Genomic DNA, 13,984 nt, shown 5'->3' with positions numbered 1-13,984 from the left:
CCAGTGTGTGACGGCGCAATCGGTGGCACAATGGCGGCGGCAACAAGGACGGGAGAAGCCATGCCACGCCTAGAATTCTTTTTCGATATCTCCAGCCCCTGGACCTACCTCGCCTTCACCCAGATCGAGCAGGTGGTGGCCGAGATCGGCGGCACGCTCGACTACCGGCCGATTCTGGTGGGCGGCGTGTTCAACGCGGTCAACGACAGCGTCTATGCCTCGCGGGAGAATCCCAACCCGGTGAAGCTGCGCCACTATGTCAAGGACCTGGCCGACTGGGCCCGTTATGTGGGCATCACCATCGGCCAGCCGCCGGTGTTTCCGGTGAACAGCGTGAAGGTCATGCGCGGCTGCTTCGTGGCTGCCGAGAAGGGCTTGCTGCGGCCCTACGCCCGGGCCCTGTTCGAGGCCTATTGGGGCCGGCTGGAGGATATCTCGCAGGACAGCGTGATCGTGCCGGTGCTGGACCGGGTTGGCATCGGCCGGGCGGAATTCTTCGAGAAGATCGGGACCGCGGCCTACAAGGACCGCCTGCGCGCCAATACGGACGAATTGATCGCCCGGGGCGGCTTCGGCTCGCCGACCATGTTCGTCGACGGCACCGACATGTATTTCGGCAACGACCGCCTGCCGCTGGTCGCCGCGGCGCTCCGCACAAAGCCCTCTCCTCCGCGGGAGGAGAGGGTTGGGTGAGGAGGTCGTGAAGGCAGACACCGGCATCTCGCGGCGGCGCGACCCACCTCCCCCAGCCCCTCCCCCCGCAAGCGGGCGGAGGGGAGCGGAATCGGGCTGATCAGTCGTCGTTGCCAGGCTCGTCGTCGAAGCCTTCGTCTTCGAATTCGAGCTCGGCGATGAGCAGCACGGCGCTGTCGCCCTGGTCGTCCTCGATCACGTCGATGGCGCCGATTTCATAGACATCGACTTCGTCCTCGTCGAACGGCATGGCGAGCCGCAGCTCGGTGTTGCCGTCCAGCTTCGACAGTTCGGCGATCAGTTCCGATACCTTCATGGCGCTTACCTCTTGGCCCGTGCCGGCCGTTGCAAAGTCCGGCGACCATAGCCGGACTTTGTTGCAAGTCGAGAGGCTTTTATCGGCGATCCCGCATCCGGGGATCAGGCCGCCTTGGCCTCGATCGCACGCAGGATCGCCGCCAACGCCTCGTCCGCCTTGGCACCGTCCGGGCCGCCGGCCTGGGCCAGATCGGGGCGGCCGCCGCCACCCTTGCCGCCCACCGCCTCGACACCCACACGGATCAGGTCGACCGCGCTGAGCGAGCCCGACAGTTCCTCGGTGACGCCCACCACCAGGGCGGCCTTGCCGTCGTTCACCGCCACGAAGGCGACGACGCCGGCGCCGATCTGCTTCTTGGCCTCGTCCACCAGGCCGCGCAGATCCTTGGGGTTCACCCCGTCCAGCTTGCGCGCGACCACGGTGACGCCGCCGACCTGCGCCGATGCCATCCCCTCGCCGCCGCCACCGCCGCCGGTGGCCAGCTTCTTCTTCGCCTCGGCCAGTTCGCGCTCCAGCCGCTTGCGCTCGTCGAGCAGCGCCGCGACCCGGTCGGGCAGTTCGGCCGGCGTCGCCTTCAGGGCGTTCGCGGCCCGCTTCAGCAGGCTTTCCTCATCACGCAGATATTTGAGCGCCGCCTCGCCGGTCAGCGCCTCGATCCGGCGCACACCGGCGGAAACGCCCGATTCCGACAGGATCTTCAGGACGGCGATATCGCCGGTCCGGCGCACATGGGTGCCGCCGCACAGCTCGGTCGAGATGGCATGTTCCAGGTCTTCGCCGCCCATCGAGACGACGCGCACCTCGTCGCCGTATTTCTCGCCGAACAGGGCCAAGGCGCCGGCCCTCACCGCGTCGTCCGGGGTCATCAGGCGGGTGGTGACGCCGCCGTTGCCGCGGATGGCGGCATTGACCGCATTCTCCACCGCCTCGATCTCGGCCTCCGACATCGCCTTGTTGTGGCTGACGTCGAAGCGCAGGCGATCTTCCGCGACCAGCGAACCCTTCTGGGTCACATGAGGGCCGAGGACGTCGCGCAGGGCCTTGTGCAGCAGGTGGGTCGCCGAATGGTTGGCACGCAGCCGGTCGCGCCGGACCGTGTCAATGGCCAGATGCACGGTATCGCCCACGGCGATCTCGCCGCCCTCGACCGTGCCCTGGTGCAGGTGCAGGCCCAGCTTCTTGGCGGTATCGGCCACGGCCACGCTGTAGCCTGGGCCCCGAATGGTCCCGGTATCGCCGGCCTGGCCGCCGGATTCGCCATAGAACGGGGTCTGGTTCACCACCACGCTGACCTTGGTGCCCGGGGCGGCGCGATCGACGCGCTTGCCGTCCACCACCAGGCCGACCACGCGGGCCTCCGCCTCGTTGGTGTCGTAGCCCAGGAACTCGGTAGCGCCCACCTCTTCCTTCAGCTCGTACCAGACCAGATCGGTCGAGGCCTCGCCCGAGCCGACCCAGGCCTTGCGCGCCTCGGCCTTCTGGTGCGCCATCGCCGTGTCGAAACCCTCGGTGTCCACGGCGATGTTACGCGGGCGCAGGGCGTCCTGGGTCAGGTCCAGCGGAAAGCCATAGGTGTCATAGAGCTTGAAGGCGACGTCGCCCGGCAGGGGCTGGCCTTCCCCTAAATCGGCGACCGCCTCGTCCAGCAGCTTCAGGCCGCGTTCCAGGGTCTGCTTGAAGCGGGTTTCCTCCAGCTTCAGGGTCTCGGTGATCAAGGCTTCCGCGCGGATCAACTCAGGATAGGCCATGCCCATCTGGCCGATCAGCGCCGGCACCAGCCGGTACATCAAGGGATCCCTGGCGCCGATCAACTGGGCGTGGCGCATGGCACGGCGCATGATCCGGCGCAGCACGTTGCCGCGGCCCTCGTTCGAGGGCATGACGCCGTCGGCGATCAGGAAGGAGGAGGAACGCAGGTGATCGGCGATCACCCGGTGGCTGGCCTTGTGGATGCCGTAGGGATCGGTCGCGGTGGCATCGGCCGAGGCGAAGACCAGAGCCTTCATCAGGTCGGTGTCGTAATTGTCGTGCACACCCTGGAGCACGGCCGAGACCCGCTCCAGCCCCATGCCGGTATCGATCGACGGCTTGGGCAGGTTGATCCGGCTGCCGTCGGCCGACTGCTCGTACTGCATGAACACGAGATTCCAGATCTCGATATAGCGGTCGCCGTCGGCGTCCGGGCTACCGGGCGGGCCACCGAACACGCCGGGGCCGTGATCGAAGAAAATTTCCGAGCACGGGCCGCAGGGACCGGTATCGCCCATGGCCCAGAAATTATCGGACGTGGGGATGCGGATGATGCGCTCGTCGGGCAGGCCGGCGATCTTCTTCCACAGGGCATGGGCCTCGTCGTCGGTGTGATAGACGGTGACCCACAGCTTGTCCTTGGGCAGGCCGTATTCCCTTGTGATCAGGTTCCAGGCCAGCTCGATCGCAGTGTCCTTGAAGTAATCGCCGAACGAGAAGTTGCCCAGCATCTCGAAGAAGGTGTGATGCCGCGCGGTATAGCCGACATTGTCCAGATCGTTGTGCTTGCCGCCGGCGCGCACGCATTTCTGGGCGGTGGCGGCGCGGACATAATCGCGCTTCTCCTTGCCGGTGAAGACGTCCTTGAACTGGACCATGCCGGCATTGGTGAACATCAAGGTGGGATCGTTGGCAGGCACCAGCGGGCTCGACGGCACATGCCGATGGCCGGCCTTCACGAAATAGTCGGTGAAGGTGGAACGGATCTCGTTGATGCTCTTCATGATCCTCTGAACCGTGACTGGGCCTAAACGCTTGATCGTGCTTTCTTACCGGCTTGGATGCGGCAGGACCATTGAAAAACTCAATACTCGTCATCCCGGATGTAGCGCAGCGCAGATCCGGGATCTTGCGACCAGCGTTCTCGGCGTCCGATCGTCACGAGATCCCGGCTCTGCGGCCGGGATGACGAATTTTTGGAACCGCCTCTAAGACGGCACCGCGGCGGTCAGGCCGACGGGGTGCTTGGCGTAGAACACGGTCACGAAATCCGCCACCTCATAGGTAAGGGGTGTGTGGGCGGGAAACCAGAGCACGTCGCCGGCAACACAATCATAGGCCTTGCCGGCCGACGTCACCGTGAAGGCGCCGTCCAGGACCACGACCAACTCGTCGAAGGGCAGGCTCCAGGGGGCGGTCAGCTTGCGATAGGTGACCACGCCGCCGCCCATGGACTGGCTGATCTCAGGGCCGACCAGCTTGGCGATGCGGGCGTAGTCCTTCTCGGGCCTGTCCGGGCTGCCCATGTAGGTCTCGAAGGTGCGGTCGGCCGCCTTGAAGCACTTGATTTCAGGCATCGGCATCCTCCATCAGGCGGGCCACGAGGCTTTGGACATGGTGGATCGGCGCTTCCAGCGCCGGCGAGAAGCAGCCACCCTCGAAAGCCCTCGAGACCCGGCCCCGCTGCAAGCGCTCGACCATCCCGATGTCCTGGACATTGAGGTCGCCCCACAAAGCGTAGAGCGCCTCGCGCCTGGGCCCGAAGCGCTCGGCCGTCGCGCCCTCGCCCGGGAAATAGAAGTCGAGACGTTCGATCGAGCGGCCATGGTCGACGGGGGTGACGGTCACGGTGAAATAGTGATCGGGCATCAGGAAGATCAGCGTGTTGGGAAACAGCGCCAGGAATTCGCCGGACCGGGCCAGGCTCTCGGGCAGGCCGGGGAACCTCGGCAGGGCTTCGGCGCCCGGCTCGTCGCGCGCCGCGGTCAGGTTGCCCGTGCCGACCACGAAGCCGTCGATCACGTCGTAATGATCTTCCGCCTTGGAATATTCATTCACCTGCGGGTGGACGAAGGGCAGATGGTAGGTGTCACAGAAATTCTCGACGATCAGCTTCCAATTCGCCGCGACCTCGAACTCGACCTGCCGGGTGTGACTGGCGGCGGCGAAATCATAGGCCTGCCAGCGCCGGTACAGCGCCGCCGCATAGTCGCCGAAGTCGGGGGCATCGCCCGACAGGTTGACCAGGATCAGGTCGTGCCATCGGGCCAGGCGCACGGGTTTCAACCCGTTGGCGGCGGGATCGAAGCCCCGCACCTCGTGGCTGGCCATGCCGCCGAAGAAAGGTGTCGCCCGCAAGGCCCCCTCCAGGTCGTAGGCCCAGGAATGGTAGGGGCAGCGCAGCAATTGGCCATGGCACGCCGCCTCGACCAGTTTCAGGCCACGGTGCATGCAGACATTGTGGAAGGCCCTGATGGTGCCGTCCCGGCCGCGGACCAGGACGATGGGCTGGCCCACGGCATCGACCGGCAGGGCATCGCCGGGCTGGGGGAGATCGGCGCCGACCGCCACCGCCAGCCAGGACCGCGCCAGGACGCGGTCCCGCTCGACCGCGGCAAAGGCCGGCCCGGTATAGGCGTCGGCGGGCAGGCCCTGGGCTTCGACCAGGGGCCGGTCAAGGCGGGCAAGGAGGGAACTGGGTTGTGGCATTGGATGGAATCCGTATAAGCAACAATGAGTTATAAAATACTCCTAATGCTCCACTTCACGTCATCCCGGCCTTCGCCGGCATGACGGCGCGAGGTATTACGACAGGGCCGGCATGATCACGAACAGGGCGGAGGCCGGCCGGTCGGCGGCGGCATTGAAGAAGGTGTGCGGCTGGCGCGGGTCGTAGGTCAGGGTGTCGCCGGGGCCAAGGGTGATCACCTCGCCCTCCAGCCGCAGGGCAACCTGTCCCGTCAGGCAGAAGACGAAGACCTCATTGGCGGCCAGGCGGTAAAGCTCGTCGCCGCCGCTGGCGCCGGGTGCCATCTCCGACAGCACCGCCTGGAAGCGCGCGGTGCCCTTGGGCGAGACCAGGAAATCATCGAGGCCGCTGCCGCCGAATTCGATCGGCTGGCGGTCCCAGGCCCGCACCACCTGCTCGGGCGTCGCGTCGAACAACGCGCCCACCGGCAGCGCCAAGACATCGCAGATCGCCAGCAGCGAGGCGACCGAGGGCGAGGTCTGGTCGCGCTCGACCGCGCTGAGAAAGCTTTTGGTGAGGCCGGTCCGGGTCGCCAGGGTGTCGAGGGTGAGGTTCAGTTCGCGCCGCCGCTCGCGCAGGCGGTGGCCGATCAGGGCCTTCCTGCGGGCGCGTTCGGTCGCAAGAGCGCTCATGCGTGTTTCCATAGGGTCATGGAAGTACGCTATGGCTAAACTTTTTAAATCACTAGTGGATTCTCAGACCACGCACAAAAAAACGGGACGCCGATGGCCGGCGCCCCGTGGGGCCTCGTCCAAAGAGCCCAGATCAGATTAGGCGGTGCCATCCGGCCGCGGCAATGGCCGGATGGCAAAATAGTTCGGTCGCCTCAGGCGTCGGCCTCGCTGCCGTCGGCATCCGCTTCGGGCGCGCCCGCCATGGCGGCGGAGACGATGCCGGCATTGGCGCGGATCTTCCGCTCGATCTCGTCGGCCATCTCGGGATGGTCGGCAAGGAACTGCTTGGCGTTCTCGCGGCCCTGGCCGACCCGCTGGCTGTCGTAAGAGAACCAGGAGCCGGATTTCTCGACGATGCCGGCCTTGATGCCCAGGTCGATCAGCTCGCCGGTCTTGGATGTGCCCTCGCCATACATGATGTCGAACAGGGCCTCGCGGAACGGCGGGGCCAGCTTGTTCTTGACCACCTTCACCTTGGTCTGGTTGCCGACCACCTCTTCCTTGTCCTTGATCGCGCCGATGCGGCGGATGTCGAGGCGGACCGAGGCATAGAATTTCAGTGCGTTGCCGCCCGTGGTGGTTTCCGGGCTGCCGAACATGACGCCGATCTTCTGGCGGATCTGATTGATGAAAATGACCATGCAGTTCGACTTGGAGATCGAACCGGTCAGCTTGCGCAGGGCCTGGGACATCAGGCGCGCCTGAAGGCCGACGTGGCTGTCGCCCATCTCGCCTTCCAACTCGGCCCGGGGGTGAGTGCCGCCACCGAGTCGATGACCAGCACCTCGACCGCGCCGGAGCGCACCAGCGTATCGGCGATCTCGAGCGCCTGCTCGCCGGTGTCGGGCTGGGAAATCAGCAGCTCGTCAGTGTTGACGCCCAGCTTGCGGGCATAGATCGGGTCGAGTGCGTGTTCGGCGTCGACGAAGGCACAGATGCCGCCCTTGCGCTGGGAATTGGCCACCACCTGCAGGGCCAGGGTGGTCTTGCCCGAGGATTCCGGCCCATAGATCTCGATCACCCGGCCGCGCGGCAGGCCGCCGATGCCCAGCGCGATATCGAGGCCCAGGGAGCCGGTCGAGACCGCCTCGGCCTCCACCACGCTTTCGCGGGCACCGAGTTTCATCACCGAGCCTTTGCCGAAGGCCCGTTCAATCTGCCCGAGGGCGGCCTCTAGGGCCTTCTGCTTATCCATTGTGTCCGATCCAACGACGCGCAAAGCAGGCGACGACATGAGGAGATCCCCCTTATTTCAAAGCCGCGGGCAGTATTCAACCTGCAGCGAATGTACCTTATTTGTTCTCCTTCGCAATCACCTTTTGTTCCAGTTTTTCCACTAGCGGCCGTCGAGCACCTCGCGCACGAGCTGGCCCAGTTGCTTCAGGCTGAAGGGCTTGGCCAGGAAGGTAAACGCCAGCCCGGGGTCCAGGCTCTTGCGGAACTGTTCCTCGGCATAGCCCGAGATCATGATGACCTTCAGCGCCGGCAACCGCTCCATCGCCATCCGGGCCAGAGTCGGCCCGTCCATCGACGGCATGACCACGTCGGAGACCATCAGGTCGATTCGCTCGGTCCCCGCCTCGATCAGGTCCAGCGCTTCCTCTCCTGTCGCGGCCTCCAGCACACGGTAGCCCTGGCGGCGCAGGGCGCGAACGGCGAAATTGCGCACGGCATCCTCGTCCTCGACGATCAGGATGGTCTCGCTGCCCGAGGTGGCCGGCTCGGCCCGCTCGGCCGGCTCGGGCACGGCTTCCGCGGCCCCTTCGACATGGCGCGGCAGCAGGATGCGGAAGGTCGTCCCCTGCCCCGGCTCGCTCTCGGCGACGATCGAGCCGCCGGTCTGCTTGACGATGCCGTAAACCGTCGACAGGCCCAGGCCGGTGCCGGCGCCGATTTCCTTGGTAGTGAAGAAGGGCTCGAAGATCTGGGGCAGGACATCGCGCGGAATGCCGTGGCCGTCGTCGGTGACCTCGATCATGACATAGTCGCCGGGCGGCAATTGCATCGCGGCGATCCGCCTGGCCTCGCGCTTACCGGCGTTGCGGGTGCGGATCTGGATGCGCCCGCCCTCCGCCATGGCATCGCGGGCATTGACCACCAGGTTGATGATCACCTGGTCGAACTGGCTGGGATCGACGCGGACCAGCCCCAGGTCCTGGGCATGGTCGAGGTCGAGCTTGATATTGGCGCCGATCAGCCGGCGCAGCAGGGTCGAAAGATCGTTCAGGGTATCGCGAATGTCGATGATCTTGGGCCGCAGCGTTTGCCGCCGCGAGAAGGCCAGGAGCTGGCGCACCAGGTTGGCCGCCCGATTGGCATTCTGCTTCACCTGCATGATGTCCGGGAACGAATCGTCCTCGGGCCCGTGCCGGGTCAGCAGCAGGTCGCAGAAGCCGATGATCGCGGTCAGCAGATTGTTGAAGTCGTGGGCGATGCCGCCGGCCAACTGGCCGACCGCCTGCATCTTCTGCGACTGGACGAACTGCGCCTCCAGCGCCTTCTGGGCGCTGACGTCGATCATGTAGACGATGCGGGTCGGCCGCTCGCCGCTGCCTGCCCGCCTGGCCCGGGTGGCGAACATGCGCGTGGTAATCGCCGGCGTCGCCTTGAAGCGCAACTCGGCACTGGTGCCCTCGACCCCGGCCAGGACCTGGGCGAAATCGGCGGCGGTCTTGGCCTCGCCCTCGGGCCATTCGATCAGGTCGCGCAGATTCCTGGAGAGGATCAATTCGGTGTCGGCGACGCCCAGCGCCAGTTCGGCGAAGACCGGGTTGGCCTCCTCGACGCTGCCCTCGGCGGTCAGGGCGGCGATCCCCACCGGGGCATCGTCGATGAAACGCCCGAAGCGCTCGGCCGATTCCGCCAGGGCCTGGACCGAGCGGACGATTTCGCGCAGGTCGATGACCAGACCGCCGCGCGTGCCGCCGCCCAGCACGTCGGTCTGCAACACCACCTCGACCGGGAACGGCGGGCCGTCCAGGGGCAGCAGGTCGGCGTGGAAGCGGTCGTCGCCGGCATCCTGGTTGTCGGCCGGCTTGAACAGGCCGAAGACCGACATCTTGCCGCTGCCGACCTCCTCGACCGAGCGCCCCAGCCAGTCCGCCAGGGTGCCGTTGACGCCGGTCACCACGCCGTCGCGGTCCATTTCGAACCAGCCCAAGTCCGCGTGCTCGAAGATGCCGGGGTCGATCCGCGTCGGCCCCGCCAGTTCGCGCACGCTGAGCAGATAATAGTTGGTGAAGGGGCGCACCGGCCGGCCGGCCACTTCGACCTGGCGCCCGCCGCGATCGAGGATGAATTGCTGGGGCGTGCCGTCGGCCGGGAAATCGAGCCAGGCCTCGGGCACGGTCTCCTCGGGCAGGCGCGCCCGGTGCCAGGGCAGATTGTGCTGCAGAATCAGCCCGCCCGGCCCGACGATGGCCCGGGCGACCGACGACAGCGCTATCGCCGGGCCCATTTCCTCCATCATCGTGTCCAGCGCTTCGCGCTGGCGCCGCCTGGCAATCGCGTTGCGGATGGTGATGGCGCTCATCGGAATCGCCACGGCGATGGCGCCCACGAGGCTGTAGCGCAGGTCGTCGATGGCGATGCCGACGCCGATCAGGGCGCCGCCGGCACCGGCCAGGGTGCCGCGCACAAAGGGCAGAATCGACCGCGGTTCGCGGCGGCGCCCATTGGTACGGTTCGATTCCGGCTCGGCCATGTGTACTGCTTACGGGACTGGCGCGCGCTTTGGAAGCGGCCCGCGACGGCGCAGCACGAAGCCGATCACTTCGGCGACCGCGCGGTAGTGTTCGGGCGGCACTTCCTCGTCGACCTCGACCGTGGCGTAGAGCGCCCGGGCGAGCGGCGGATTCTCGAACAGCGGCACCGATGCCTCCTGCGCCACGGCCCTGATGCGGGCGGCGATGGCGTCGACACCCTTGGCCACCACCACCGGCGCCGCCATGCTGGCACCGTCGTATTTCAGGGCCACGGCATAGTGTGTCGGGTTGGTGATGATGACGTCGGCCGTGGGCACCGCCGCCATCATGCGCCGGCGCGAGCGTTCCCGCTGCAACTGGCGCAGGCGGCCCTTGATGGCGGGATCGCCTTCGGCCTGCTTGTGCTCGTCCTTGACCTCCTGCTTGGTCATGCGCAGGCGGCGCAGGCGATCGAGGCGCTGGAACAGATAGTCGGCGCCGGCGATCACCGTCAGCACCGCGAGCGCCCCGCCGAACAGCCGGATGATGGTATCCAGCACCAGCCCCGCCAGCAGCCCGAATTCATAGCCTGGTGCGGCGACCAGGGCATCGAAGGTGGGGAGTGCCGCCATCGTCGCCCCGACGCCGACGGCGACGATCTTGGCGATACCCTTGAGGAACTCGACGAAGCCGCGGCGCGAGAAGATCCGCGACAGGCCCTTCATCGGCGACAGCTTCGACAGGTCGGGCTTCAGCTTCTCGGTCGAGAAGATCAGCTTGTGCTGCAAGGCGTGGGCGCCGATCGCCGCCGCCACCAGGAGCAGCAGCGGCAGGCCCAGGGCCACCATCAGATCGCCCCCCACCTCGCCCAGCAGGTCGCTGCCGGCGCGCCCGTCCATGGGCATCTGCCAGCTATGGTCGATCAGCCCGGCTAGGCGGCCGCCCAGCGCCGGGCCGGTGACGGTGGCAATGAGGATGATCGCGCCCAGCCCCGCCGACAGCATGAACCAGTGGCTGACCTCGGCACTTTGCAGGACGTCGCCGCGCTTTTCGGCATCGGTGATGCGTTTGGCGGAAGGGTCTTCTGTTTTGCCGGAATCGTCTTGTTCTTCAGCCATGCCGCCTCACTGTACCAGGGGGCCCAGCGCATCGACGAAGCGATCCGCGAACAGGCTGATGCTGAGGCCGATGGTGGCGGCAAACAGCAGGAAGGCCAGCGGCAATTGCAGGGGCATGGCGATGAAGAAGACCTGCATGACCGGCATCAGCCGGTTCATCACCCCAGCAGCACGTTGAAGACGATGCCGAAGGCAAGGAAGGGTGCTGCCATCTGCAAGCCCAGGGTGAAGGTGTCTGCAACCACCCCGGTCGCCAGCGTGGCGAGGTCGCCGACGGCCAGCGGCGCGGTCGCCGGAAACAGGCGGTAGCTTTCGGCCACCGCGCCGATCAGCAGATGGTGCAGGTCGGCGAGGACGATCACCGTGGTGCCCGTCATGATGACGAAGTTCGCCGGCACCACCGATTGGGTCCCTTGCGTGGGATCGACGTTCTGCGCGACCGCCAGGCCCGACTGCACCGCGATGATGCTGCCGGCGACATGCAGCGCCACCATGACCATGCGGGCGATGCCGCCGATGGCCAGGCCCAGCAGCACCTCGCCGCCGATCAGCGGGACCAGCAGGGCCGCCTGCACCGGCAGGGCAGGCAGGGCGCCGGCCTGGGGCGCAATCAGCACGGTGAGGAACAGGGCCAGGATCAGGCGGATGCGGGAGGAGACGTACATCTCGCCGAACACCGGCAGGACCATGACCATGGCGCCGATGCGGGCAAAGACCAGGGCCAGCGAAAAGACGCCGCCGGGCAGGATCTGGTCCAGCATCGAGGGCGCCTTACCCGCCGGTGCCGCCGGAGACGATGCGCGCCATGATCTCCTGCGTGAAGGTGCCCATGGCGGCGCCCATGAACGGCAGGAACAGCAGGAGTGCCGCAAAGATCGCCAGGATCTTGGGGACGAAGCTCAAGGTCGCCTCCTGGATCTGGGTCAGGGCCTGGATCAGCGAGATCGACAGGCCGACGATCAGGGCGACCGCCATGATCGGCCCCGAGACCAGCATGATCGTCAGCAGCGCTTCGCGCGCAACATCGAGGGCTTCACCGGCGTTCACGAGGACTTCCTTCTGGCTCGTCCGTGGGCAGCTTCAGTGCGTCAGATCGGCATCCGCATAATGTCCTGGTAGGCGGCCACGACCTTGTCGCGGACGGCCACCACGGCCTGCAGGGTGACGTCGGCATTGGTCAGGGCCGTGACCACATCGGTCACGCTGGCCTTACCGCTGGCGGCGGCCAGCGAGGTCTGGTCGGCACGGGCGCCGGTGGCCATGGCGCTGTCCAGCGCCTGGCCCAGCACGTCGCCGAAGCTGGGACCGGCCTGGGCGCTGCCCATGCCGGCGGCGGGGGCCGCCTCGGTGCCGGTGCCGGCACCACGGCGCAGGGCATCGGTATAGGCGCTCAAGGCGCGGCCGGCGATCGGGTCCATGGTCTGTCTCTCCGTTAGCCGCGCAGCAGGTCGATGGTGCGCATCAGCATGCTGCGCGCGCTGTCGACCACGTTGAGGTTGGCTTCATAGGAACGCTGGGCCTGGCGCATGTCGCTGACCTCGACCAGCATGTTGACGTTGGGGGTACGCACGTAACCATTGGCATCCGCCGCCGGATGACCCGGCTCGTAGCGCGTGCCGAATTCGGACTGGTCGCGGGTCACGCCCTTGATCGCCACCGTGTCGGTGCCGGTTGCCCGGTCCAGCTCGCTGGCGAAGGTCACCACCTTGCGGCGATAGGGATCGTCGCCCGGCTTCAGGCCCACGGTCTCGGCATTGGCCAGGTTTTCGGCGATCACGCGCATGCGCACGCTTTGCGCCCGCATGCCGGCGGCCGAGATCATCAGGGTCTTGTTCAACTCGTCGATCGCCATGATTTCCTCAACCGCTCTGGCCGCGACCCAGCGCGGTCTTCAGCATCGACACCTGCTTGCGGTAGATGCCGGTGATGGTGTCGTAGTCCATCTTCGTCTCGGCCAGGCGCGCCATCTCTTCCTCGAGCACGACGGCATTGCCGGACGGGGTGGTCTCGAAATCGTCGGCCCGGGTCGACAGCGCCGTGCCGCGGTTGGGCTCGATGGTGCCGCCCAGGTGGCCGGCCGCCGTCACCGCCAGGCCCGCCGATGCGCTGGGCGTGGTGCTGCCCGACTGGGCCGCGACGTGACGGGCGAAGCTGTCGGGTGCCAGGTCGCGCGCCTGGTAGCCGGGGTATCGGCATTGGCGACGTTCTGCGCGATCACGCGTTGCCGGGCGCCCAGGAATTCCATCCGGCGCACCAGCATGCCGATCACCGGGATGCGATCCAAATCCATCGGGCTTTCGCCTCTGCCAGTCGTTGCGACCGAGGCCATGCTGCGGCCATCGCACTTAACGGCTGGTAAACGCCTCGGTGAGCACTCGTTAACCTTAATCGCGCAAGATCGGCCAACGTTCGAAGGAAACGACCCGCCGATGACCGAACCCCATCCCCCCGACAGAAGGCCGTGGCCCTGTCCTACGCCCCGGGCGAGGACGAGGCGCCGCGGGTGGTTGCCAGCGGCCGCGGCGAAGTGGCCGAGCGGATCATCTCCCTGGCCCTGGCCCATGGCGTGAAGGTGCGCGAGGACGGCGACCTGGTGGAAATCCTCGAGACCATCGAGTTGGACGAGACCATCCCGCTGGCGGCCTTCGCCGCCGTCGCCGAGATCCTCGCCTATGTCTACATGGCCAACAACCGGCTGCGCGACCTGCGCCTTGGCGGGGGCGCCCCATGATGCCGGAGCTGCTGCGGGCCGGCATCGCGCTGGCCGCCGTCGTCGTCCTGATCCTCGCCTTCGGCGCCGTCATGCGCCGTTTCGGCCACGGCCCGGCGACCCGCGCCGGCAAGCGCCTGGCGGTCACCGAATCCCTGAGCCTGGACGCCCGCCGGCGCCTGGTCATCGTGCGCCACGACGGGCGCGAACATCTACTGCTTCTAGGCCCGGCCGGCGACCTGGTGGTCGAGCGCGGGCCGCTGCCGCCCGAGACGCCATGAGGGAGACG

At 67.0% G+C, this 13,984-nt stretch carries 14 protein-coding genes and 3 pseudogenes; 3 read left to right on the top strand and 14 right to left on the bottom strand.

All coding sequences use genetic code 11. The features are described from left to right. Nucleotides 1-60 precede the first annotated feature (60 nt). The gene (locus D3874_RS08940) at nt 61-693 is read left to right on the top strand and encodes a 2-hydroxychromene-2-carboxylate isomerase (RefSeq protein WP_119777781.1); all 633 of its coding nucleotides are present in this window, start codon (nt 61-63) and stop codon (nt 691-693) included. Nucleotides 694-793: 100 nt separating this feature from the next. Here D3874_RS08940 and D3874_RS08935 read toward each other — a convergent pair whose 3' ends face one another. From D3874_RS08935 to D3874_RS27910, 14 genes and pseudogenes are all read right to left on the bottom strand, one after another. Beyond that, on the bottom strand, nt 794-1,009 hold the full coding sequence (locus tag D3874_RS08935; RefSeq protein WP_119777780.1) for a hypothetical protein: 216 nt from the start codon (nt 1,007-1,009) through the stop codon (nt 794-796). A gap of 104 nt (nt 1,010-1,113) precedes the next feature. After that, nucleotides 1,114-3,765, bottom strand: coding sequence for an alanine--tRNA ligase (gene alaS, locus D3874_RS08930; protein ID WP_119777779.1), 2,652 nt, complete (start codon nt 3,763-3,765; stop codon nt 1,114-1,116). Between the two features lie 204 nt (nt 3,766-3,969). Continuing rightward, a complete protein-coding gene (locus D3874_RS08925; protein WP_158595909.1) occupies nt 3,970-4,338 on the bottom strand; it encodes a cupin domain-containing protein in 369 nt (122 codons plus the stop codon). Continuing rightward, a complete protein-coding gene (locus D3874_RS08920) occupies nt 4,331-5,470 on the bottom strand; it encodes an aromatic ring-hydroxylating oxygenase subunit alpha (protein ID WP_119777777.1) in 1,140 nt (379 codons plus the stop codon). Before D3874_RS08920 ends, D3874_RS08925 begins: the two co-directional genes overlap by 8 nt. A gap of 96 nt (nt 5,471-5,566) precedes the next feature. Next, nucleotides 5,567-6,142 carry a helix-turn-helix domain-containing protein gene (locus D3874_RS08915; protein WP_119777776.1) on the bottom strand — a complete coding sequence of 192 codons (576 nt, stop codon included), beginning with the start codon at nt 6,140-6,142 and terminating at the stop codon, nt 5,567-5,569. A 194-nt stretch (nt 6,143-6,336) separates the two neighbouring features. Then, nucleotides 6,337-7,379, bottom strand: a pseudogene (gene recA / locus D3874_RS08910) (recombinase RecA). Between the two features lie 141 nt (nt 7,380-7,520). Next, nucleotides 7,521-9,887, bottom strand: coding sequence for a hybrid sensor histidine kinase/response regulator (locus D3874_RS30145; protein ID WP_119777775.1), 2,367 nt, complete (start codon nt 9,885-9,887; stop codon nt 7,521-7,523). 9 nt (nt 9,888-9,896) lie between these two features. Then, nucleotides 9,897-10,985, bottom strand: a complete 1,089-nt coding sequence (gene flhB / locus D3874_RS08900; RefSeq protein WP_119777774.1) for a flagellar biosynthesis protein FlhB — start codon at nt 10,983-10,985, stop codon at nt 9,897-9,899. A gap of 6 nt (nt 10,986-10,991) precedes the next feature. Continuing rightward, a pseudogene (locus tag D3874_RS08895) lies at nt 10,992-11,674 on the bottom strand (flagellar biosynthetic protein FliR). Between the two features lie 82 nt (nt 11,675-11,756). After that, nucleotides 11,757-12,032, bottom strand: a complete 276-nt coding sequence (gene fliQ / locus D3874_RS08890; protein WP_119777772.1) for a flagellar biosynthesis protein FliQ — start codon at nt 12,030-12,032, stop codon at nt 11,757-11,759. Nucleotides 12,033-12,073: 41 nt separating this feature from the next. Further along, on the bottom strand, nt 12,074-12,403 hold the full coding sequence (gene fliE / locus D3874_RS08885; RefSeq protein WP_119777771.1) for a flagellar hook-basal body complex protein FliE: 330 nt from the start codon (nt 12,401-12,403) through the stop codon (nt 12,074-12,076). Nucleotides 12,404-12,417: 14 nt separating this feature from the next. Then, nucleotides 12,418-12,837, bottom strand: a complete 420-nt coding sequence (flgC, locus tag D3874_RS08880) for a flagellar basal body rod protein FlgC (RefSeq protein ID WP_119777770.1) — start codon at nt 12,835-12,837, stop codon at nt 12,418-12,420. Nucleotides 12,838-12,844: 7 nt separating this feature from the next. Continuing rightward, nucleotides 12,845-13,072 (bottom strand): hypothetical protein, encoded by a 228-nt coding sequence (locus D3874_RS08875; protein WP_119777769.1) that lies wholly within the window; start codon nt 13,070-13,072, stop codon nt 12,845-12,847. Further along, nucleotides 13,069-13,275: a hypothetical protein gene (locus D3874_RS27910; protein ID WP_147385589.1), complete on the bottom strand. Its 207-nt coding sequence runs from the start codon at nt 13,273-13,275 to the stop codon at nt 13,069-13,071. The genes D3874_RS08875 and D3874_RS27910 overlap by 4 nt, the downstream gene beginning before the upstream one ends. A 168-nt stretch (nt 13,276-13,443) precedes the next feature. Between D3874_RS27910 and D3874_RS08870 the strand changes: the two are divergent. Both D3874_RS08870 and D3874_RS08865 read left to right on the top strand, forming a co-directional pair. Continuing rightward, a pseudogene (locus tag D3874_RS08870) lies at nt 13,444-13,716 on the top strand (EscU/YscU/HrcU family type III secretion system export apparatus switch protein); the annotation flags it as partial. Further along, complete coding sequence (locus D3874_RS08865; RefSeq protein ID WP_233559884.1) at nt 13,713-13,976, top strand: FliO/MopB family protein; 264 nt, start codon at nt 13,713-13,715, stop codon at nt 13,974-13,976. The pseudogene D3874_RS08870 and the gene D3874_RS08865, both read left to right, overlap by 4 nt. The last annotated feature ends 8 nt before the right edge of the window (nt 13,977-13,984 follow it).

The sequence above is a fragment of the Oleomonas cavernae genome (assembly GCF_003590945.1).
In the GTDB taxonomy this organism is placed as follows: Bacteria; Pseudomonadota; Alphaproteobacteria; order Zavarziniales; family Zavarziniaceae; genus Zavarzinia; species Zavarzinia cavernae.
Note: the sequence above shows the minus strand (reverse complement) of the source record. Positions and strands in the feature narration are given on the sequence as shown.

Bases quoted from the DNA above. Each gene is read 5' to 3' on its own strand.
- D3874_RS08940 (WP_119777781.1), top strand. From the start codon at position 61: ATGCCACGCCTAGAATTCTTTTTCGATATCTCCAGCCCCTGGACCTAC.
- D3874_RS08935 (WP_119777780.1), bottom strand. From the start codon at position 1,009: ATGAAGGTATCGGAACTGATCGCCGAACTGTCGAAGCTGGACGGCAAC.
- alaS (WP_119777779.1), bottom strand. From the start codon at position 3,765: ATGAAGAGCATCAACGAGATCCGTTCCACCTTCACCGACTATTTCGTG.
- D3874_RS08925 (WP_158595909.1), bottom strand. From the start codon at position 4,338: ATGCCTGAAATCAAGTGCTTCAAGGCGGCCGACCGCACCTTCGAGACC.
- D3874_RS08920 (WP_119777777.1), bottom strand. From the start codon at position 5,470: ATGCCACAACCCAGTTCCCTCCTTGCCCGCCTTGACCGGCCCCTGGTC.
- D3874_RS08915 (WP_119777776.1), bottom strand. From the start codon at position 6,142: ATGAGCGCTCTTGCGACCGAACGCGCCCGCAGGAAGGCCCTGATCGGC.
- D3874_RS30145 (WP_119777775.1), bottom strand. From the start codon at position 9,887: ATGGCCGAGCCGGAATCGAACCGTACCAATGGGCGCCGCCGCGAACCG.
- flhB (WP_119777774.1), bottom strand. From the start codon at position 10,985: ATGGCTGAAGAACAAGACGATTCCGGCAAAACAGAAGACCCTTCCGCC.
- fliE (WP_119777771.1), bottom strand. From the start codon at position 12,403: ATGGACCCGATCGCCGGCCGCGCCTTGAGCGCCTATACCGATGCCCTG.
- flgC (WP_119777770.1), bottom strand. From the start codon at position 12,837: ATGGCGATCGACGAGTTGAACAAGACCCTGATGATCTCGGCCGCCGGC.
- D3874_RS27910 (WP_147385589.1), bottom strand. From the start codon at position 13,275: ATGGATTTGGATCGCATCCCGGTGATCGGCATGCTGGTGCGCCGGATG.
- D3874_RS08865 (WP_233559884.1), top strand. From the start codon at position 13,713: ATGATGCCGGAGCTGCTGCGGGCCGGCATCGCGCTGGCCGCCGTCGTC.